Annotated in this window: 15 protein-coding genes and 1 pseudogene; 8 read left to right on the top strand and 8 right to left on the bottom strand. The window is 40.0% G+C overall.

Annotation, left to right across the window (positions count from 1 at the left end; genetic code table 11):
* Positions 1-27: 27 nt before the first annotated feature.
* The 5 genes from leuA to FTT99_RS10450 form a co-directional block, all read right to left on the bottom strand.
* Positions 28-1,725 carry a 2-isopropylmalate synthase gene (leuA, locus tag FTT99_RS10470; RefSeq protein ID WP_078192712.1) on the bottom strand — a complete coding sequence of 566 codons (1,698 nt, stop codon included), beginning with the start codon at positions 1,723-1,725 and terminating at the stop codon, positions 28-30.
* Positions 1,726-1,988: 263 nt separating this feature from the next.
* Positions 1,989-3,095 (bottom strand): alpha-hydroxy acid oxidase, encoded by a 1,107-nt coding sequence (locus FTT99_RS10465; protein ID WP_180131577.1) that lies wholly within the window; start codon positions 3,093-3,095, stop codon positions 1,989-1,991.
* Between the two features lie 33 nt (positions 3,096-3,128).
* On the bottom strand, positions 3,129-3,812 hold the full coding sequence (locus tag FTT99_RS10460; RefSeq protein ID WP_078192711.1) for a Fe2+-dependent dioxygenase: 684 nt from the start codon (positions 3,810-3,812) through the stop codon (positions 3,129-3,131).
* 110 nt (positions 3,813-3,922) lie between these two features.
* Entirely contained in the window at positions 3,923-6,175 is a 2,253-nt protein-coding gene (locus FTT99_RS10455) for a TonB-dependent siderophore receptor (RefSeq protein ID WP_180131569.1), read from the bottom strand.
* A 300-nt stretch (positions 6,176-6,475) separates the two neighbouring features.
* Positions 6,476-8,686 carry a TonB-dependent receptor domain-containing protein gene (locus tag FTT99_RS10450; protein ID WP_180021071.1) on the bottom strand — a complete coding sequence of 737 codons (2,211 nt, stop codon included), beginning with the start codon at positions 8,684-8,686 and terminating at the stop codon, positions 6,476-6,478.
* A 272-nt stretch (positions 8,687-8,958) separates the two neighbouring features.
* On the opposite strand from FTT99_RS10450, the gene tig reads away from it, so the two are divergent.
* The 4 genes from tig (at position 8,959) to FTT99_RS10430 (ending at position 13,307) form a co-directional block, all read left to right on the top strand.
* Complete coding sequence (gene tig, locus FTT99_RS10445; RefSeq protein WP_078192708.1) at positions 8,959-10,290, top strand: trigger factor; 1,332 nt, start codon at positions 8,959-8,961, stop codon at positions 10,288-10,290.
* Positions 10,291-10,484: 194 nt separating this feature from the next.
* Positions 10,485-11,090, top strand: a complete 606-nt coding sequence (clpP, locus tag FTT99_RS10440) for an ATP-dependent Clp endopeptidase proteolytic subunit ClpP (RefSeq protein WP_078192707.1) — start codon at positions 10,485-10,487, stop codon at positions 11,088-11,090.
* Between the two features lie 29 nt (positions 11,091-11,119).
* A complete protein-coding gene (clpX, locus tag FTT99_RS10435) occupies positions 11,120-12,430 on the top strand; it encodes an ATP-dependent protease ATP-binding subunit ClpX (RefSeq protein ID WP_078189661.1) in 1,311 nt (436 codons plus the stop codon).
* A gap of 163 nt (positions 12,431-12,593) precedes the next feature.
* Positions 12,594-13,307, top strand: coding sequence for a DUF2846 domain-containing protein (locus FTT99_RS10430; protein WP_180131572.1), 714 nt, complete (start codon positions 12,594-12,596; stop codon positions 13,305-13,307).
* Positions 13,308-13,436: 129 nt separating this feature from the next.
* On the opposite strand, the gene FTT99_RS10425 is transcribed toward FTT99_RS10430, so the two are convergent.
* Entirely contained in the window at positions 13,437-14,963 is a 1,527-nt protein-coding gene (locus tag FTT99_RS10425) for a fumarate hydratase (protein ID WP_180131574.1), read from the bottom strand.
* Positions 14,964-15,645: 682 nt separating this feature from the next.
* Here FTT99_RS10425 and FTT99_RS10420 point away from each other — a divergent pair.
* The 4 genes and pseudogenes from FTT99_RS10420 to FTT99_RS10410 all read left to right on the top strand — a co-directional run bounded on the left by FTT99_RS10420 (position 15,646) and on the right by FTT99_RS10410 (position 19,253).
* Entirely contained in the window at positions 15,646-15,786 is a 141-nt protein-coding gene (locus FTT99_RS10420) for a hypothetical protein (RefSeq protein ID WP_180131665.1), read from the top strand.
* A 191-nt stretch (positions 15,787-15,977) separates the two neighbouring features.
* Positions 15,978-16,139 (top strand): annotated as a pseudogene (locus FTT99_RS16625) (GNAT family N-acetyltransferase); the annotation flags it as partial.
* A gap of 221 nt (positions 16,140-16,360) precedes the next feature.
* Entirely contained in the window at positions 16,361-17,581 is a 1,221-nt protein-coding gene (locus FTT99_RS10415; protein ID WP_180034916.1) for an OprD family outer membrane porin, read from the top strand.
* A 49-nt stretch (positions 17,582-17,630) separates the two neighbouring features.
* A complete protein-coding gene (locus tag FTT99_RS10410; RefSeq protein ID WP_180131662.1) occupies positions 17,631-19,253 on the top strand; it encodes an alkaline phosphatase in 1,623 nt (540 codons plus the stop codon).
* A 152-nt stretch (positions 19,254-19,405) separates the two neighbouring features.
* Here the strand turns inward: FTT99_RS10410 and FTT99_RS10405 are convergent, their stop codons facing one another.
* Positions 19,406-20,080 carry a phosphatase PAP2 family protein gene (locus FTT99_RS10405; RefSeq protein ID WP_180161445.1) on the bottom strand — a complete coding sequence of 225 codons (675 nt, stop codon included), beginning with the start codon at positions 20,078-20,080 and terminating at the stop codon, positions 19,406-19,408.
* Positions 20,081-20,340: 260 nt separating this feature from the next.
* Positions 20,341-22,482, bottom strand: coding sequence for a phosphate acetyltransferase (gene pta, locus FTT99_RS10400; RefSeq protein ID WP_180131657.1), 2,142 nt, complete (start codon positions 22,480-22,482; stop codon positions 20,341-20,343).
* Between the last annotated feature and the right edge of the window lie 33 nt (positions 22,483-22,515).

Here is a 22,515-nt window from a genome sequence, read left to right as displayed (position 1 = left end):
TTGCTATTTAATATTTATAGCATTGAATTAGACTGCAGCAGCAATCACTTGTTCAGTACTTAAAACACCTTGTTCAATTAAACGGTTAGTGCTGGCAATAATCGCTTCGATGGATGCAGTCACGATGTTGTCATGTACACCTGCGCCGAATGCAGACTTACCTGTACCTTTCACTTGAAGTTCAATTAAAGCTAATGCTTTGGCATGCGCACCAGAACTGATACTACGTTCTTCATAGTTCAAGACATCAATCGGCAACTGCAATGCATTTAAGATAGCAGAAATTGGGCCGTTGCCTTCACCACGTAATTGCTGGATCTCACCGTTCACTTCGATATCGAGTTCAATGACTTGCTTGCCATTTTCATCATGTAAGCGGTAGTTTTTCGCCGCATAATGTGTATCTTTGGCCGCCACATAGGTGTCTTTAAATAATGACCAGATCGCTTGTGCAGAAATCTCGGTGCCGTCTTCATCTGTTTTTTGCTGTACGATTTGCGAGAACTCAATTTGAATACGACGAGGCAACACCACGTTGTAATTTGATTCTAACAAGTACGCAATACCGCCTTTACCAGACTGTGAGTTGACGCGAATCACGGCATCATAGTCGCGGCCCAAGTCTTTCGGGTCGATTGGCAAATAAGGCATATCCCACATTTCTTCGTTCTTTTGGAACTCGAAACCTTTTTTAATGGCATCTTGGTGTGAACCAGAGAACGCGGTGAAGACCAAATCACCAGCATACGGATGACGAGGGTGTACCGGCAAGCCTGTGCATTCTTCAATGATTGAAATGATTTCGTTAATGTTTGAGAAATCTAAGTTTGGCGCAACACCTTGGGTATACATGTTCAATGCAATCGCTGCAACGTCCACGTTACCTGTACGTTCACCATTACCAAACACACAACCTTCGACACGGTCAGCACCAGCCATAATCGCCAACTCAGAAGCGGCGATACCACAGCCACGGTCGTTATGACAGTGCACAGAAATAATCACACCGTCACGGCGTTGAATGTTGCGGTGCATCCATTCCACTTGGTCGGCATAGACGTTCGGACCTGAAACTTCAACCGTTGCAGGCAAGTTTAAAATAACTTTGTTCTCTGGAGATGCTTCCCAAATTTCAGTGACAGCATCACAGACATCTTTAGCGACTTCTAATTCTGTTGCAGTAAAACACTCTGGACTGTATTGGAATACAAATTCAGTTTCAGGCTGTTTTGCAGCGTATTCTTTGACTTTCGTTGCAGCGTTAATCGCTAATTGTTTTGCACCAGCAACGTCAACATTCAACACTTTATTGCGGAAGGTTGGAGAATTTGAGTTGTAGATATGCACGATGGCACGTTTTGCACCTTGTAATGATTCAAATGTACGTTGAATCAAATGATCACGTGCTTGAACCAAAACTTCGATGTACACATCATCGGGAATATGACCGCCTTCGATCAACAAACGCGTGAAATCAAAGTCGATTTGTGATGCAGAAGGGAAGCCGATTTCAATGTGTTTGAAACCAATTTTCACAAGCATTTGGAACATTTTGAACTTTTGTTCAATGTTCATTGGCTCGAAGATCGCTTGGTTACCGTCACGAAGGTCGGTACTCATCCAGATCGGCGCTTTATTGATTTCGTTATTTGGCCATTGACGGTCTGGTAAGTCTACACGTTGGTACATGCGACGGTATTTTTTGCTTGGATCTGCCAACATCATGTGAAAACTCCTTATAGCACCGTGGATAAATGTCGTGGATAAACGGCAAGGTACTACTTATATAGATTGTGTCTATTCTAGCAATTTACAAGTTTAATATCGGAGTCTTTAGTCGAAAGTCGAAATAAATCTGTAAAGATTCACATGACTTAGCTTTACCGTAAGCTCGTAAATGTATAACTAAATATTAGTCCATATATTCCGGAAATAATTTCCTATTTTTGCGTCAAGATGCCATTGCTGGAAAATATTTTTCTATAAAATTAGCTTTTTTGAAAAATATAATCTTTATTGATCTCATCGACGGTGGCTGTTCCCATCAATGCCATCGTAATCTCAAATTCTTCTTTCAGTATTTTGAGTACATGGGCAACGCCTAAAGCCCCCGCAGTCGCTAAACCATAAATGCAAGGACGTCCAACTAATACGGCAGATGCACCCAAGGCTATCGCTTTAAACACATCTGAACCTCGACGAATACCACCATCATATAAAACTGGAAAATCCGTAGGCACAACTTTTTTAATCAGTTCTAAAGCGGTGAGAGGGGAAATGCAACTATCCAGTACGCGCCCTCCATGATTCGACACAATAATGCCTTGCACACCGTGTTGCAGGGCAAGTTCAGCATCATGTGGATTGACAATGCCTTTTAAAATAATCGGTAATGAGGTGTTTTGACTGAGCCAAAGGATATCCGCCCATGTTGGTGCGATTTTCATCAGACCGTTAAATACGGGATGGTCGCCATCATTGAGCTCAGGCAATGGGATATGTGCAGGCGTATGCGGATGTTGCATGCCTTCTGGTAAATGAAAAAACGCACGACGTTCACGATCGCGGATGCCAGTATGCGGTGAATCCACCGTAATCACTAATGCCGTATAATTATGCGCTTCAGCCATTTTCACTAAAGCTAGAGATTTTTCCCGATCCCCTTGCCAATACAGCTGAAACCATTTGCGTGGATTGTCCTGCTTTAACTTACGCATATTTGTATTGGTAAACGTACTGAGGATCATATTGCTGCCAAGGACTTCGGCAGCGAGGGCTGTTGCAGCTTCAGCATCAGGATGAAATTGTTGTTGATGACCAATGGGCGCTACAAAAATCGGATGCGGGAAACGTTGCCCTAAAATTTCGATTTGAGTATGACCTTGGGTCAGATCTTTCAGCATACGTGGTAGCAGTTGTATCTGTTCAAACTGAGATAAATTGTCACGGACACTGTGTTCATCCATCGAGCCGCCTTGCAAGTACTGCCACACCATGTTGGAAAGGTGTTTTTCAGCCTCGACTTCATAATCTGCAATGGTTTGCAAATGAGCTGGAATCTGAGTCAGTGGCGCTAAAATGTTGTGATCAGTCATTGGTAGTTTGTCCATGTCTATTGACCTTAAGCTTTAAATTTCGGCCCATTTGCGGATAAGGTTGTGATACAGACTAGTCAACTTGACGACTTCACTATGTGCATCACCCAATTGCATACGCAAATTTTGAATGCTTTGATCGAGATTAAATAACATGTGACGCTCAGCATCTTCACGGATCATACTTTGCAACCAAAAAAATGACGCAATACGACAGCCTGCAGTCACGGGAGTAACTTCATGCACACTGGTAGATGGATACAAAATCAAATCTCCGGCAGGCAATTTCACTTCGTGGTAGCCATAGGTGTCTTCTACCACAAGTTCACCGCCTTCATATTCTTCGGGTTCACTTAGAAAAATCGTGCAGGACAAATCGGTACGAATTTTTTGATTGCTGTCAGGCATCCAGCGAATGGCATTGTCGACATGGAAACCAAACGTTTCACCATTTTCATAGCGATTAAAATAGGGCGGCAAAATATTGAGGGGTAGGGCTGCCGATGTAAAAAGCGCGTGTTGTGACAATTCATGCAGAATAATGTCACCTAAATGCTGTGTTAATGGATGGTCTATATCTAGCTGTTGGTTATTTTTAACATTTTTAGACAGTGAGCCCGTAGTTTTTTGACCATTAATCCATTCTACTTTTTGCATTTCTGTGCGGAAGTAGTTGACCTGTTCTTTACTCAATACATTTGGAATATGGTGAATCACGGTCTGACCTTTTGAAATGTAATGTTTGTGTTTCGATCATATACAAAAATAGCCTCGAAGCGAGGCTATTTGAGTCAATACCATAAATTATTTATGGTATTTATTTCTTCTTAGTATTTGAAGTTTATAGACAGAACTGCGCTGCGACCTTCTGCTTCAGTGGCATAGTGAGATGCGTAGGCTTTAGTGAAATAACGTTTGTCAGAAAGGTTATTTACATTCAACTGTAAATCCACATTTTTGTTAACGGTAAAACGCGCCATAGCATCGTAGCGTACATAAGATGGAGCCCATTTGATGTTTGCAACATCACCATAAACTTTGTCTGAATATACTGCACCACCACCCAAAGTTAATTGCGGCAATATCTTATAGGTAGTCCATAATGTTGCTGCTTGTTTAGGTACATTAGGCATTTGGTTGCCATTATAAATGGCATTATCTGTACAAGTTGCTGTTGAACCTGAACCACGGCATGATTTACCATTTTTTGTTAATTCACTATTAAGATAAGTATAACCTGCCGAAATATCCCATTTATCGGTAATTTGACCATTTAATCCTAATTCAACACCATCAACTTTACTTTCACCTACATTCGCATAAGTTGTTGGGTCAAGTTGTACACGAGTATTTTGTTTTTCAGTACGGAAGATCGCTGCTGTTAAATTCAAACGATCATTTAACAGATCCCACTTAGTACCCAACTCGTAAGTTTGTGCTTCTTCAGGATCGATCATTTGGTTATTAGCATTTATGGTTTCGCTGTTATCTCCCCAACCAGCATTTAAGCCAACAGGACTGGCAGAGGTAGCATAACTTGCATAAATTGAACCATTTTCAACAGGTTTAAAGGTTATACCTGATTGATATGTAAAGAAGTCTGAATCATTGTTAGCTGTATATGCAGCAGCTGAAGATGTAGCACGAAAGTTTTGTTCAGCTTCAAACTTGTCCCAGCGCACACCAAGATCAAGTAACCATTGTGGTGTGATTTCAATACTATCTAATAAATATACAGAAGTGCTTTCAACCGTGGCATCAAAGTCTTGGCGGGCTTCTAGACGATCTAAAAATGGTTTTTGAGTTGGATTGTTTAGAGAAGTACACCAATTGCTTGAAAGGTCTTTACAGTCGCTGTAAAACCCCGTTGAGGAAACTTTGCCATCTTTACTGTTAATGATGTTATAACCACCTTTGTCAGTTTCTTGCTTGCTATATTCAGCACCGACATTAAAACTGTGATTAATGGCACCTGTAGCGAATTTACCTGTCAATGCTAATTGATTTGTAAAGGTATCGCTATCTGTGATGGCAGAGTTTTGACGATGCCATACTTTGCCATTGGCTACATTGCCTTTGGAGTCATCAGGGTTTGTCCAAACATAATCATTTTTAGATTTGCTGTACATTGCAGTGTTTGTGAGGGTTAAGTTGTCAGTTAAATCATGTTCTAACTTGATTGTTCCTGCTTGGTTTTCTTGTTTTTGGAAGTCACGATCTTTCCAACCATAATAAACGCCTTGTTTTACTTCCGCAGGTTTACCCTGTGGTTTACTTAAACCAGCATCCCAATATGGAACACCTGAATCTGGAGTGTCATCCGATTTTAAATAGTAATAACTTAAAGTTGCACGAGTAGGGGTGTCTAAGCCAAAAGTAATACTAGGGGCAATACCTGCACGTTTGTATTCAGCACCGTCAGCTTGACCTGCTTTCTCATTCATGTGTCCCATAACGGCAACACGTGCAGCAATCCCATTGCCAAAATCTTTGTTGCCATCAAGCGTCACACGTGCGTAAGCATCTGTACCGCCAGCAACAGTACCTTCTAAAAAGTCACCTTTTTTGGCCACTTTAGAAATCATGTTGATGCTACCGCCAACAGTACCTGCACCACCCATAGCAGAAGCAGAACCTTTGGTGACTTCAACTTGTTCTATGGCAAACATTTCACGGTTTTGTGAGGTTGAATTACGAATACCATCTAAATACATTGAGCTTTCAGAGCTGTAGCCACGGATAAATGGACGGTCGCCATTTGGGTTGCCGCCTTCACCAGCACCAAGGGTAATTCCAGGTACTGTACGTAAAGCATCACTTAAAGTTGTGACTTGCGTATCTTCAATCAGTTGCTTAGAAATCACTGATACTGATTTTGGTGTATCAAGAAGTGGAGCAACAAATTTAGCATTCGCAGATTTATCAACTTTTAAGCTTGGTGCTTTTTCAGCAGCAACTTCTTGGTTAATCGTTGGAAGTTGAGTAACTTGCTCTTGCGCGACTGCATTAACAGCAATAACAGAAAGTGAAGAAGCAATTGCTGAAGAAACAATTTTCTTACGTGTTTTAATGAAGGTCATTTCGAACCCGATTTGGAATAGTGAATTTGTATGCGAATAATAATGATTCTTATTTTTTCTTACATCTTTATGTAATTGTAAATCACGATAAATAATCATATTGTGATAGTCCTATTTAATGTAATGATATAACAAGTATTAATTAAGACTATGTTTTATTTAAATATTGATAAAATGTATTGTTTTTTTATGTTTAATTGAGATTATAAATATAGACATGATTGTGAATTAAATAAGAAGTAATCGTAAATTATTTATGCAAAAAAACCTGCCGAAGCAGGTTTTTTATTATGCGGTTATTTAGAATTTAAAGGTTGTACTTAATTGTACACGGCGGCCTTCCTGAGTATTGCTATAACGGTTGTAATAGCTATCTGCGACTTTCTCGTAATCGTTAAAGTTTTTATCAAATATATTGTACAGAGCAACACCTATATCCCAGTTTGGCGTTACATTAAAGTTTGAACCGACGTGTAATAATGCGTATTCCTTGTAGTCACCTAGGGCGTCATAAACCTGTTGATTCGCTACAGTTAGATTGTCATAGGTTGAGGTGAAACGTGCACGTTCACTTCGATACTCGCCACGCGCCCATAAATTCACAAAGTCAGCAGCTTGCCATTTAAGCGACGCATTGACCATGTGTTCTGGTGTGTCATTAAGTACAGGATTGCCTAAACTGCTATCTTTAATTTCAGTTTCAGTCCAAGTGTAGTTCAGTCCAAATTTCCAATTGTCGGCAAATGCCCAGTTTAAACCAGCTTCAATACCATAAACTTCAGCTTCTTCGGCATTCACAGGACGAGTCACATTCCATGAATCTGGTTTGCCACGGTTATAATCCATCACCCACGGCGTTCCCACCGACGCCATGAATGCTTCACAGTCCGCTTTAGACCAATTAATACCCGAAGTTGTTGTGTTATCAGTATTACAGCTAATTTCTTTATTGCCCGTCATAATTTTATCTTCAATTTGGCTAAAGAAAGCTGTTACGTTGAAGTCAAAATTATTATTGGTAGAAAAGTATGTACCAAACTCAAAGTTCTTGCTGGTTTCAGGTTTTAGATTTGGGTTGCCAAAAGTTGGTGTACGACCCTGACCACTGACATTGACCACACCATCAGTTAAACGTTCTAAACGTGGGGCTTTATAACCTTCACTATATCCGCCTTTGAAGGTCCAGTTTTCATTTGCATTCCATACCAAATATGCACGTGGTGTCCAAAAGTCACCAAACGTATCGTGGTCGTCATAACGAAGACCAAGTGTTAATGCAAGATTGTCGTTCAGCGACCAAGTATCTTCGGCGAATAGACCCAATTGCTCAAAAGAAACTTCTTTTTTTACACGCAAACCATCACTGATACTGGCTTCCCACCATTGACCGCCTAGAGTAATACGGTGGTCTTCAAAATGTTGAGTGGTAAATTTAGTATCAAAAATAGTATCTTCACTTTCTAACACACGAGGAGTGATGGCTGTTGACATTCCTTGTGCACGTGCAGGAATTAAACGTCCAACCGTTTCTGTTTGAGTATTGATAATACTTGACTCAAGTTTGCCAATAGCATTATTCCAAGTATGTGCGAGGATCATTTTCTCACGGTTATATTCTTGAGCATCACCATAACCACCGTTTGCGCCAAGCGTCCCTAATTGACCTTTGCTATTGTCATACCATTGTTCAGTTTTTTCATATTCAACTGAAATATCATGGTCGCTGTGCGGTGTCAGGGTTAAGCGAGCACCGATAGTTTCTAGATCTGATTTAGTTGGGCTATTTCCGCCACTAAGTTCAGCACCAGTATCATCGTCATCACTACGTATTAAATCTGATTGATCACGTTCCGCTTTACGTGCACGGATTTGTAAGCCCAATAAATCTTGAATGATTGGCCCTGTTAAAAATGCATCGACAGCGCGTTGGTTACCAAAGTCTGAGTGATTTGGCAGTACTGTCCCTTCTAACGTGACCGAACCAGTCCATTCAGGTGAAACTTTTTTGGTAATGATATTGACTACACCACCAATTGCATCAGAACCATATAAAGTAGAAGCTGGTCCGCGGATGACTTCGATGCGTTGGATAGCCGAAACAGGGGGGATAAAACTATTATTCGACTCACCAAATCCATTAGGGGCAATGTCACCTGTACTATTTTGTCGGCGGCCATCAATTAAAACCAAGGTATATTCGGCGTCCATACCACGAATACGAATATTTAATCCGCCGGTTTTCCCTGCTGTAGGGCTAATATCGACACCTTCTACATCACTTAATGCATCTGCAACGGATGTAATTCGTTTATTTTTTAAGTCTTCAGCCGTAATCACGGTAATTGAAGCAGGAGCATTCTTGATCTTTTGTTCAAAGCCCGCTGCAGAAACAACAATGGTTTCCATCTGTTGAGCTTGAGATTCAGTCGTTTCAGCATGTGCGAAACTCGTGGTGGTTACAATTGCCCCAAATAAAGCAGCGGAAAGTGGGTTGAGATTAAATTTACTCATAAAAGAATTCCAAATATGGACGAGATAAATATATGAAAATAAATTAAAAAAATATCATTAAGAATAATAGTGAGAAAGTTTCTCATTTTCAATAGTGAATTAAAAAATAATCAATATTTCTTCGAAAAAAGCTGAAAAATTCTAAAGATAAGAAGGGCATCCATGCTTGAATTTATAGTGTTATAATCCATTTTTGTATATCTTTAATTGTTGTCATATAATGTGGCACTTTTTTTTAAAACTGTTTTAACTAACAAATTATCGAGGAAGCCATGCAAGTAACTTCTGAAGCGGTTTCGGGCGTTGCCCGTCGTTTAAATGTATCTGTACCGACGAGCCGTATTAACGAGCAGTTTGAAGCTCGCTTGAAACGCACTGCCAAAACTGTGAAGATCAACGGCTTCCGTCCAGGTAAAGTACCTGTAAACGTTGTTCGTCGTGAATACGGTGCTGGTATCTATCAAGAAGTTGTAAACGACATCATTCGTGACACAGTATTCGAAGCGATCCAACAAGAAAAAATCAATGCTGTTGGTATGCCAAACATTGAAAAAACTGAAATGAAAGATGATGCTTTAGTTTATGAAGCAACTGTAGAAGTTTATCCAGAAGTTGAAGTTAAGTTCGAAGGTCTAGAAGTTGAACGTAAAACAACTTCAGTTGACGACAAAGACGTTGAGAAGATGATTGAAAATCTTCAAAAACAACGCGCTTCATGGGTTGAAACTAAAGGCATGGCTAAAAAAGACATGCAAGTAACTTTCGACTTTGAAGGTACTGTTGATGGCGAGAAGTTTGAAGGCGGCGCTGCTGAAGACTTTAAACTCGTTCTTGGTTCTGGTCGTATGATCCCTGGCTTCGAAGACGGTATCGTTGGTATGAAGAAAGGCGAAGAGAAAGTTATCGATGTAACTTTCCCTGAAGACTACCAAGCTGAAAACCTTGCTGGTAAAGCTGCTCAATTCAAAATCACTGTTAAGCTTGTTGAAAAACAAAAACTTCCAGAAGTTGATGCTGAATTCTTAAAAATCTTCGGTCTAACTGAAGAAGAAGGCGTTGAAAAACTGAAAGCTGACGTGCGTAAAAACATGGAACGTGAAGTGAAAAACGGTCTTCGTAACCAAGTGAAAGGTGCAACTTTTGATGCGCTTGTAGCTGCAAACGAAGTAGAACTTCCAGAAGCAATGGTTGCTCAAGAAATTGACCGTCAACGTCAACAAATGATCCAACAATTCACTCAACAGTTTGGTGCTCAAGGCGCTAAAGCGTTTGATTCAAGCATGCTTCCAGATGACCTATTCAAAGAGCAAGCTGAAAAATCAGTTAAACTTGGCGTATTAGTCAGCAAAGTATTAGCTGATGCTAAAATTGAAGTTGATGCTGCACGTGTTGATGCTTACATCGAAGACATGGCTTCTTCTTACGAAGATCCTAAAGAAGTAATTGAATACTTCAACAACGATAAACAGCAACGTGCTCAAATCGAAGCTGTTATTCTAGAAGACCAAGTTGTAGATCACATCTTAGCTTCTGCTAAAGTAACTGATACAACTGTGAGCTATGAAGACTTATTGAAAGAGCAACAAGCTCGTCAACAAGGCTAATTTCTAGCTTTCAAAAAAAGGCGCATTAAGCGCCTTTTTTTATCGAAATTTGCCCCCAAATAAGTTGTCCTGATTTCACAATGCTTATGAAAAAAATATCTGTTATTTAATTGGGAATCTTTTGCAATTTCGACAAATATCCCTCATATTGTGAATTATGGGTTGAGTCAGAAAAATTTAGGAATAAATAACGTATGTATGTTCCAACAATTGAAAACGCACTAGTACCAATGGTGGTAGAACAGTCATCTCGTGGCGAGCGTTCTTTTGATATTTATTCACGCCTTTTGCGTGAACGTGTGATTTTTTTAACCGGTGAAGTTGAAGACAACATGGCAAATTTGATTGTTGCCCAAATGTTGTTCTTAGAAGCAGAAAACCCAGATAAAGATATTCATTTATATATCAACTCACCAGGCGGTTCGGTTACTGCGGGTATGGCGATTTACGATACCATGCAATTTATTAAACCTGATGTTGTGACTTACTGCATGGGGCAAGCAGCATCGATGGGTGCATTCCTGCTTAACGCCGGTGCTAAAGGCAAACGTTACTGTCTTGAAAATGCCCGTGTCATGATTCACCAACCACTCGGTGGTTTCCGAGGTCAGGCATCTGATATTGAAATTCATGCACGTGAAATTCTATTCATCAAAGAACGTTTAAATCGTTTAATGGCAGAGCATAGTGGTCAAGACTACGAAACTGTTGCTCGAGATACTGACCGTGACAATTTTATGACAGCGCAAGCTGCGAAAGAATACGGTCTTGTGGACGAAGTTTTATCTAAACGCCCATAAGTTTTAAAGAATTAATTATTGGAGTGAATATGTCCGAACATCCTCAAGGACAAAAGCATTGTTCATTTTGCGGTAAAACGCAGTCTGAAGTCGGGAAACTGATTGCAGGTGAGGACGCGTACATCTGTAATGAGTGTGTGGACGTATGTCTTGACCTAGTTCAGACCAGTCAGCAAGTTGAATCAAATGACTGGGCAACTCGTCCTTTACCAAAACCGCATGAAATCCGTGCTGCGCTTGACCAATATGTGATTGGTCAAGATGTTGCGAAAAAGACTCTCTCTGTTGCGGTATACAACCATTATAAACGTCTAAAAGTTGGCACCAGTGGTAAAAAACCAGAAGACGGAGTAGAGATTTCGAAAAGTAATATTATGTTGGTTGGACCAACTGGTTCAGGTAAAACACTGCTTGCTCAGACACTTGCTCGTCTTTTAGATGTGCCATTTGCGATGGCAGATGCAACGACTTTAACTGAAGCTGGTTATGTGGGTGAAGACGTTGAGAACATTGTTCAAAAACTCCTTCAAAAAGCCGATTACGATGTAGAAAAAGCACAAAAAGGCATTATCTATATCGATGAAATCGACAAAATTACCCGCAAGTCTGAAAACCCATCGATTACTCGTGATGTATCGGGTGAGGGTGTTCAGCAAGCGTTATTGAAAATGATCGAAGGTACGGTTGCGTCGATTCCGCCTCAAGGTGGTCGTAAGCATCCACAGCAAGAATTTATTCAAATTGATACTTCAAATATCCTGTTTATCTGTGGTGGCGCATTCTCTGGTCTAGAGAAAATCGTACAGCAGCGTCAGGAAAAAGGAGGTATTGGCTTTACAGCTGAAGTGCGTAAGAAAGATGAAACTAAAAAATTATCTGACTTATTCCGCCAAGTTGAAGCGACAGATTTGGTTAAATTCGGTCTGATTCCTGAATTTATTGGTCGTTTGCCAGTCATTGCAACCTTGGAAGAACTCGACGAAGAAGCATTGATGCAGATTCTGACTGAACCAAAAAATGCATTGACACGTCAGTACCAATATTTATTTGAAATGGAAAATGTTGACCTCGTATTTGAAGACTCAGCATTGCGTGCCGTGGCTAAAAAAGCCCTTGACCGTAATACGGGTGCACGTGGTCTACGTTCGATTTTAGAAAATTCATTGCTTGAAACGATGTATGACCTACCAAGTCGTTCAGATGTGGGTACGGTTGTCGTCAATGAAGCGGTGATTAATGGTGAAGCGGAACCTGAATTTAAATCAGAACGTCAACCAAAGAAAACTGAAGAAGCTGCACCGAAGTCAGATTTAAAAGTTGTGAACTCTAAATCTGCTTAAGCGCTATTCGTCTGAAACGTGTGTAAATCCAAGATTTGCACACGTTTTTTATTTCCAAAAATAAAAGCAGAATGTTAATCTCAGCAGGATGGCGTGGATGCCTGAATGTAAAAAACTGAAAACAAAAGTGTAAAAATAAAAAAAGACGCAGTGAGGGATAATCATGCGTGGAGTTGAAATTCTACTTTTAAGCAGTGTAGCGCTGCTGGGTTGTCATGGAAAATCAGCCGTTGAGCAAACGTCATTGGCTTCAACATTAAAGCCTGTGGATCCTGAAAGTACACCGGGTCATATTGAGCAATATCGATTGGGTATGTTTACCATTGGTGGTTGGGTCAATCAGAAACAAGGCCGACATTTTCAAGAAGTGAAAGCTCAGCATGATCAAGCAGCGATTGTGTATTTATATCGTCCAGACAGTAAATGGAATCGTCAAGAAATTGTGGCCAGCAGCTTATTTCTGAACAGTGAGCGTATTCCAAGTTTATTGAATAATCATTATTACTGGGTGGAGTTACCTGCGGGGAATTACCGCTTATCATCGAGTCGCCCTTTGGGGGTGAATCATTTTCAAAAACCTAAATATTTAGACTTTGATGTTGAAGCAGGTCAAACTTACTTCATTAAATATGATGAAGAGAATTTATCCAGTAAAAGAACGGTTTCAGGGCCATTGCTGCTCATGCCTGAAAAAATTGGTCGAAATGAAATCGCATTTACAGAGTTGAAATCCAACAGTTTTAACTTTGTGGCAGAAGATCAAAACACTGGAAAAGTGCGGAAAAGTGCGCAGAAGTTGAAAGCACCTCATTATGATCCTGCGGAAGATGTGCAGTTGACCAAGCCTTTTAAACTGTGGAATCCATTAACTTGGTAATGTAATTAGCTCGTGTTTTTGAGTGTGTGAAAGCATTAAATAGCGAATGTCATTCGACAGACAGTCTAAATATTGACAATAAAAAAGCACCCGATGGGGTGCTTTTTTTTGATCTTGAACGTGGCGAAATTAGTTCGCAGCAGCATCAACTACTGGGATTTTACCAATTTTTGCTTGCCAGATTTTTGGTGCAGTTGCATGAACAGAAGTACCATTTACGTCAACAGCTACAGATACCGGCATGTCTTTTACAACAAATTTGTAGATCGCTTCCATACCTAAGTCAGCAAATGCTACAACTTCAGCTTCACGAATCGCTTTCGATACTAAGTAAGCAGCACCGCCGACAGCCATAAGGTAAGTCGCTTTGTTGTCTTTGATTGCTTCAACAGCAGCAGGACCACGATCCGCTTTACCAATCATACCGAACATACCAGTTGCTTCAAGTACTTGACGTGTGAACTTATCCATACGAGTTGCAGTTGTTGGGCCAGCTGGACCAACGACTTCGTCACCGACTGGATCAACAGGGCCAACGTAGTAAATAAATTTACCTTTTAGGTCAACTGGAAGTTCTTCACCTTTGTTTAACATGTCAACCATACGTTTGTGCGCAGCGTCACGACCTGTATAGATTGTACCGTTAAGAAGTAGTGTGTCACCTGGTTGCCAAGAGTTCATTTCTTCTTGAGTAATGTTATCTAAGTCAACACGTTTAGACGTTGATGAATCCCAAGTTACTGCAGGATAGTCTTCAAGGCTAGGCGCCTGAATATGCGCTACACCTGAACCGTCTAATTGGAAATGCGCATGACGAGTTGCAGCGCAGTTAGGAATCATACCCACTGGTTTACCCGCAGCGTGACATGGGTAGTCTTTGATTTTGATATCAAGAACAGTGGTTAAACCGCCAAGACCTTGAGCACCAATACCTAAAGCATTTACTTTTTCGAAGATTTCGATACGAAGTTCTTCGATTTGGTTTTGTGGGCCACGACGAAGTAATTCGTCCATGTTGATTTCTTCCATCAATGCTTCTTTTGCAAGCATCATGGCTTTTTCAGCAGTACCACCAATACCGATACCGAGCATACCAGGAGGACACCAACCTGCACCCATTGTTGGAACAGTTTTAATTACCCAATCTACGATAGAGTCAGAAGGGTTAAGCATTGCAAGCTTAGATTTATTTTCTGAACCACCACCCTTAGCAGCAACAGTAATATCAACTTTATTACCCGGAACGAGTTTGTAGTGAATTACAGCAGGGGTGTTGTCTTTGGTATTTTTACGACCAAAAGCAGGATCAGCTAATACTGATGCACGAAGAATATTTGAGTTTTCAAGATAACCTTGACGTACACCTTCGTTAATTGCATCGTCTAGGCTCATGGTTAAATCAAATTTAACGTCTAAGCCCACTTCAAGAAATACGTTCACAATACCCGTATCTTGACAGATAGGACGATGGCCTTCTGCACACATACGAGAGTTAATTAAAATTTGTGCAATCGCGTCTTTTGCGGCTTTGTTTTCTTCACGGTCATACGCACGGCTCATCGCTTGGATGAAGTCCTGTGGGTGATAGTAAGAAATGAACTGAAGCGCATCTTTTACCGATGTGATCAAGTCATCTTGCTTGATAATAGTTGTCATACAAATATCTCTTGAGCGGGCTGATAGCTAGCGGGCTAAATTATAAGACAAAAACACAGTTGTGTGGGTATTTCGCTTAATCTTTGGCCGAAAGTTTAATAGGGTTTAACAGTGCCATGTTTCGCTGTCATCAATATCCTAAAAATGACGTTTTCACTGTCATATTTCATGAAATATTTGTCACATAACTAGAGGAGAAGATTTGTTTTTGTTTCTAAGATTTTGAAATTAAATAATATTTATTATTTTTGAATATTTCATATTTGTCATATAACTGTCATAAAACTTTTACATAATGACGTCATCAAAGTTAGAGTGTGAAATATATGGTTACTCCAGTGTTGTCAGTTATTGGTTTTTCTCTGTTTATCGCAGCAACTTGGTTCTACGGTCAACAAGAAGATCAAGCCTAAAGCTTTATCTTCTTTTTTTTGCTTTAAATTTGATAAAAATAATATTCTTCTTCAAATCTTCAAATCTTCAAATCTTCAAATCTTCAAATCTTCAAATCTTCAAATCTTCAAATCTTCAAATCTTCAAATCTAATCATGAGTAATAGCTAAATTTTTGGTCTGCGTCAGTGTGATAATCATCGTTGATCTTTATTGCTTTCAAATTTTTTACAAGACTTCAATTCTAAACGTTATGATTTTAAGCAAATAGATGACAGATAAAATAAAAAATGGGCACAGTTACTGTACGTCCAACTGTTGAATCAGATTGGGAGATACTGAAAAATTTACGGCTAGAAGCGTTACAAGACAGTCCCGATGCATTTACAGCAACTTTTGAAAAAACTAAAACTCATAGTGATTCTGAATAGCATGATAGAGCGGCGCAAAAAAGACCATGCCAGTTTCTATTGGCATTTGACGGAATGAGAGCTGTAGGCATGGTTGGAGGTACTATTGATAAACAGCATGAATTTACTGTAGTTGCAATGTGGTTGTATGAGAATTATCGGGGAAACAGTGTTGCTGATCTTTTAATATCTAGTCTACAAAATATGCAGCAAACCAAGGTTATACAAAAATTGTACTTCGTGTTGAATTAAGTAATTTACGAGCTACTCAATTTTATTCTAAACAAGGTTTTATAAAAGTTCTTGAGCAATCTTCTTTAAAATCAGGCTTAGAGCTTAGCAGTCAAAAAATGGAGTGCTTGCAGTTCTTTTAATGGTCAACTTTTTTCGTATATAAGTACTTAAAAAAAATAACTCTAATTTTTATATTATCAAATATTTATATTAAACATTTGTTTTATTTTTCATGTAATTGTCATGGGATTGCAAGTGTATTGTCATACAGAGTCTTTAGGTTATTGCAGTATTTCTCAAGGACCAAAGAGGTTAGACATTGAATTACAAAGCACTCATCTGCTGTATGGTTTTCACCCCCATGCTGACAATGCAGGCAGCACAAGCAGAATTTATTAAAGATAGTAAAGCAGAAATAGATTTTAAAAATTATTATTTTGATCAAGATCAAGAGCCTAACGATAAAGATTCGACAGTTTGGGGACAAGGTATTGAATTGAGTTATCAATCTGGCTTTACCGAAGGTCAAGTCGGTTTTGGTTTAGATGCGACTGCGGCAGCAGGTATACGTTTAGACGGCAGTAAAGATAAAGCCAAAAATTCGTTGATGTTTCCTTTAGAGGGTGATGGTAGTCCAACAAATTATTGGACACGTGCATATCCCACTTTAAAAGCGCGCTATCAGAAAACTGATGTAAAAGTCGGAGAGTTACGCCCTAATTTGCCCATTTTAAGTCGAAGCTTTGCTCGCTTGCTCGAATCTGCCTATTTAGGTGGTCAAGTCACTTCTAAAGATGTAAAGGGATTGACTTTAACGGGTGGTTACGTCACTAAAGCAATTCCACGTGCATCACGAGATGCGTCAAAGCTTTCTATTAAAGGCGCGACCGAAACCAGTGATGGGTTTATGTTTGGCGGTGCGGACTGGAAGCCCAATAAAAATTTAACGCTACAGTACTATGCAGGTGAGCTAGATGATTTTTATGTACAGCAATTTATCGGCGTGAAACACAAATTTCCATTCAGTGAAAACCAGAGTTTTAATACGGACTTACGTTTATTTGATACTCAAGCGACTGGAGCTAATGAGCGTGGTGAAAAAGGCTATGGTGCCAAAGTAGATAATCAGACAGCCAGTGTAGACTTCAAATACAAATTTAAAAATCATCAGCTGCAATTTGGCGCGCAAAAAATTGGTGATGATGGCGATTTTCTGCATATGAATCAGGGCAGTTTAGATAATGGTGCGGATGGTACGTTCATTTATTTGCCAACAAATCGTTTGTTGCAGAACTTTACTAATGCAGGCGAAAAGTCCACATGGTATGGCTATCGATATGACTTCAATAATCAATACTTAAAAGGCTTAAATGTATCGTTCCTGAAAGTACAAGGACGTGACTTTGGTAAATGTGGTTGTGCAACTGAGTCCGAAATTGACTATACCTTGCGTTATAAAGTGCCGGAAGGCAAATTCAAAAATTTAGGTTTTACCGCTCAATACGGAAAATTCAAAAAAAGTACAGGAACAAAGCAGGAACAAAGCCGTATCTACTTGACCTATACCATGCCAATTTTCTAATCCAAAACTGATCAGATTAATTTATTAATAAGTTTATAGAGAAATAAAAATGAATCATATTAATTCGAATCGTCGTCAATTCTTAAAGGGTTTGATGGGAGTCGGGTCTTTAGCGTTATTTTCTGGACTGAGTCCAGTAAGCACGTGGGCAAATGCCAAATTTCCGATTAGCCCATTTCAATTAGGTGTTGCCTCAGGTGAACCTTGGCCAGATGGTTTTGTGATTTGGACCCGAGTTGCACCATATCCACTTTCAGTGGATGGTGGGATGCCGAAAGAAGCAGTTGAAGTAGATTGGGATATTGCTACAGATATTGAATTTAAGAAAATTGTGCAAACTGGGAAAGCACAGGCACATCCTGACTTACATCACACTGTGCATGTGGAAGTGGCCGGTTTAGCACCGATGACACGTTATTATTATCGATTCCGGTTATCTGGTTATGAAAGCCCAGTAGGCACGGCAAAATCAGCACCTGCCGCGCACCAAATGCCAGAACGAGTTCGAGTCGCTGTAGTGGGCTGTCAGCATTATGAAACTGGCTATTACACCGCTTATGATTATTTGAGCCAAGAAAAAGATATCGATATTGTCTTTCACTATGGTGATTACATTTATGAAGGGCCTGAAGGCAAGGGTGGTGGACGTGCAATCGGTGACTTGCGTGTGTCTATTCCAGCGCGTCAGCATATTGGTCCTGAAATTCAAACTTTACTGCAATATCGTATTCGTTATGCACAGTATCGTGCGGACCCCGATTTACAAGCTGCACATGCATCTGCACCTTTTGCGATGACGTTTGATGATCATGAAGTGGATAACAACTGGGCTGCAGATATTGAAGAAAAAGGTGAGAAGAAAGACATATTTTTACTGCGTCGCGCAGCAGCGTTTCAAGCATGGTATGAATATATGCCTGTGCGTTTAAAACAGAAGCCGAACGGCCCAGATATCCTTGCTTACCGCACTTTAGATTATGGCAAAATGCTACGGATGAATATTTTGGATACACGCCAGTACCGTTCTCCAATTTTATGCACCAAAGCTCAGTTAGAAGATGGGTTTGATAAAATAGATTACTGCCGTACTGAGAATAGCCGAAATGAGCAGGTTCTTGGTAAAGCACAAGAGCAATGGTTGGCGAAGCAAATGCGCCATGATAAGCGTTGGAATGTCTTGGCACAGCAAATTCAGGTTATGCCTTGGGTACGTTATAACAAATCAGGCAAAGCTTATTTTGGGAAAGATACGTGGAATGGCTATCCATACGCACGCGAGCGCTTGATTGAATCTATCAAAAAAAATGCACCTCATGGTAATACGGTAATTTTATCAGGAGATTTGCATCAATATTTTGCAGCGAATATTCCAAGTGATTTGAATGATTTTAAGAGTCCATCGATTGCAACCGAATTTTTAACTACATCGATAACCTCTACCGGCAATGGTCAACCAATTCGTCCAGGGCAGGAAGATGTGCTGAAGTTAAATCCACACATCAAATTTATCAATGATCAACGCGGTTATCAGACTTTAGACTTTTTTAAAGACTATATGCGTACAGACTTAAAGGTTCTAGACTTTGTTGAAAAACCAGGTGGAAAAATGACGACCGTAGCAAGTTTTGAAGTGGCTTACGGCAAGCCAGAACTGAAGCAGATTGAATCTTAATAAAACGGTATCAAAATACTTCTGCTAAATTCAATAAAGCGCTTAGATGGTTCTAAGCGCTTTATTTTTATATTGGACATGCACATCTATTAAAAACCACTGCCCATGCATGTGATCTACTATCTATGCAATGGGACAAGATGCTGATTTTTTTAATCAGATTTTTTGTGTGTGGCAGAAATGAGATGGTTAATTTCAGTTTTGGCTTTAATCATATCGGCTTGGAATTGTGGATCTGCCTGTAGGCGTGAAAATTGCGCTGCTCCCATAATACGGCCAGCATCGACATCACTTTGCCAATGCATATTGCACACGACTCGGCTTTGACCAAATTCAATACCACGTTTAAAAATTTGACTTTGACGCTCAGGACGTAACTCTGCTAAGACTAATGCATATGTCCAACCGATAGTTGTATGTCCAGAAGGATAGGAAACATATTGATTTTTTTCATTTTCTTCTTCAGGGGTACAAGTGCTGACATTAAAATAGCCATATGGACGTTCACGGCTATATTTCTTTTTTGCAGTTTGAGTAGAGTATCTACTATCAAGTTTAATCTTTCTTAAAATTTCAAATAAAATAGGTGTATTTTTTTCATTAATTTCTAAGCCAAATGCAGATGAAAAAGGTCGCCCTAAGTGTGCATTTGAAACATCAGCATCAATTTGTGCTTGCTGCCAGCGAGCCGTATTTTTCAAATATTGAGATTGTTTGAAAATACTTTGATCACGAATAAAATCTCCACTATAGGCTTGTGGAGGAGTAGATAATATTTCAAGACTATTTGGAGCTGAGTCAGGTGTTAGATATGAATCTGCGGCCATGGAGTGTGCGCTTAAGCAAACCCATATTAATGTAGAGATGGCACATGGAGTATAAAATTTTAAGTTTGTCATGATATAGCTAAGTTTTGAATAATTAAAAAAGCGCTCATACCATAAGCAATAATATTGACTCTAAGATGACAAGAATTAATAAGATGAAATTTATCGCAATATAAATAAGATTGAAATGCGGGAAAATCGGAATGAATAAAAAAACCACCCAATCTTTCGAAAGGGTGGTTTAGAACTCGAAACTAAAATTAAGCTTCTTGCTGTTCGGATTGGATTGCCGTTAATGCAATGGTAAACACGATGTCATCGACCAAAGCCCCACGTGACAAGTCATTTACAGGCTTGTTTAAACCTTGCAGCATAGGGCCAACACTGACTACATTTGCAGAACGTTGAACTGCTTTATAGGTTGTATTACCTGTATTTAAGTCCGGGAAAATAAACACATTGGCACGACCAGCCACTTTCGAGTCAGGTGCTTTAGAGCGTCCCACACTTTCCACCGATGCAGCATCATATTGAAGCGGGCCATCAATGAGTAAATCTGGACGGCGTTCTTTGGCAATACGTGTTGCTTCAGCCACTTTCTCGACATCTGCGCCTGCACCAGAAGTCCCTGTTGAATACGAAATCATCGCAATACGTGGGTCAATACCAAAAGCTTTCGCTGAATCTGCAGATTGAATCGCAATCTCTGCAAGCTGTTCTGCATTTGGATCTGGATTAATGGCACAGTCACCATATACATAGACTTCATCAGGCAACAGCATAAAGAACACAGAAGAAACCAATGAATAATCAGGTGCAGTCTTAATCAATTGGAATGCAGGACGTACAGTATTCGCCGTAGTATGTACTGCGCCTGAGACTAAGCCATCCACCTGATCGAGTGCAAGCATCATGGTACCTAAAACCACAGTATCTTGTAGCTGTTCACGTGCTTGTAGATCATTGAGTTTACCTTTACGCAGCTCAACCATTTTAGGCACATAGTTTTCACGAATCAGATCTGGATCAATAATTTCTAAATCATGTGGCAATTCAATGTTACGTGCTTTTGCAACTTCAATCACGGCTTCAGGTTTTGCCAATAAAATACAGTGTGCAATGCCACGTGATTGACAAATGGCAGCCGCCTGAATGGTGCGTGGTTCATCACCTTCAGGTAGAACAATTCGTTTTTTCGCAGCAATAGATTTTTGTACCAATTCATGACGGAATGCAGAAGGGGACAAACGGGGTTGATACGAACCATTCAATACTTCAGTAATCCATTCAGTATTGATGTGGCTTGAAACAAAGCGGGTCACTTGTTCTGCACGTTCTACGTCATCGACAGGAATTTCATTGCCTAAATTTGAAAGTTGTTGTGCCGTTTCAAAAGTGCTTAAAGGCGTATGTAAAATCGGTAAGCCTTGCTTAATCGCAGTTTGGCAGAAATCCAAAACTTGTGGGTTCGGTTGATGGTGTTCAGTCAAAACCAAACCGGCAAGTGGAATACCATTGCTACTTGCAAGGCTAGAAGCCAACAACACATCAATACGGTCAGAGGCGCTGATAATGAGTTCACCTGCCACAAATTTGTGAAGTTCATGTTCAATATTAGAGGCAACTAAGCTGCTATGTAGTACGCGTCGATGAGCAGCATCGCCTTGGTTAATCCATTCCGCTTGAATATGTGTCGCCAAGTCAGACATGCGCGGTACGCTGAGCGTATTACTAAATGGAACGAGGCCAATGACAGGTAGCTGTGTAGAACCAATTTGCGGATTACTTTGTTGTAATTCGAGTACAAATTTATTGGTATCACTGATTAAACGCAGATTTGGATCAAGCGTGACAGGAATTTGCGCAGATTCTTCTGGCAAGCCACGTGTGCGCATAAACAAAACGCCCGCAGTACGTTCAGATACCGCACCACCAAATTGGCGTAAAGAACTGTCAATTTTCTCAGCCGTTTTTGTGGCATTTTGAATATCTGCTGTGCTGACAATAATCACTTTAGCATCGAGTGCTTTTGCTAATGTTGCGTTGAGTTCTGAGGCAAAGTTATCTCGGCTGTTTGGAACCAAGCCTTCAACAATAATCAGATCATGCTTTTTTGCAATTTCACGGTGCAAACGAACCGCTTCTTCGAGCAGTTCATCACTTTCATCATGACTGAGTTGCTTCACGATGGTGGCATGATGAATAGGTTCTACCGTTTCATTATTAAATAAATGACGATAAAGAGCCGTTGTACGGTCCACGGTATCTGCGACATTTTCTTGTGAAAATGGTTTCAGAAAACCTGCTTTGACCCCTTGGCATTCCAAAGCATAAATTAAACCTAAGCATGCAGATGTTAAACCTACACCTTCCCCAGTTGGCACGAGTAAAATTGTTTTCATACGGTGTCTAAATTAAAGCTAAAAATTAATATT

Source organism: Acinetobacter sp. YH12040, from assembly GCF_013420005.1.
GTDB classification, from domain to species: domain Bacteria; phylum Pseudomonadota; class Gammaproteobacteria; order Pseudomonadales; family Moraxellaceae; genus Acinetobacter; species Acinetobacter amyesii.
This window is presented reverse-complemented; position numbering and strand designations above follow the sequence as displayed.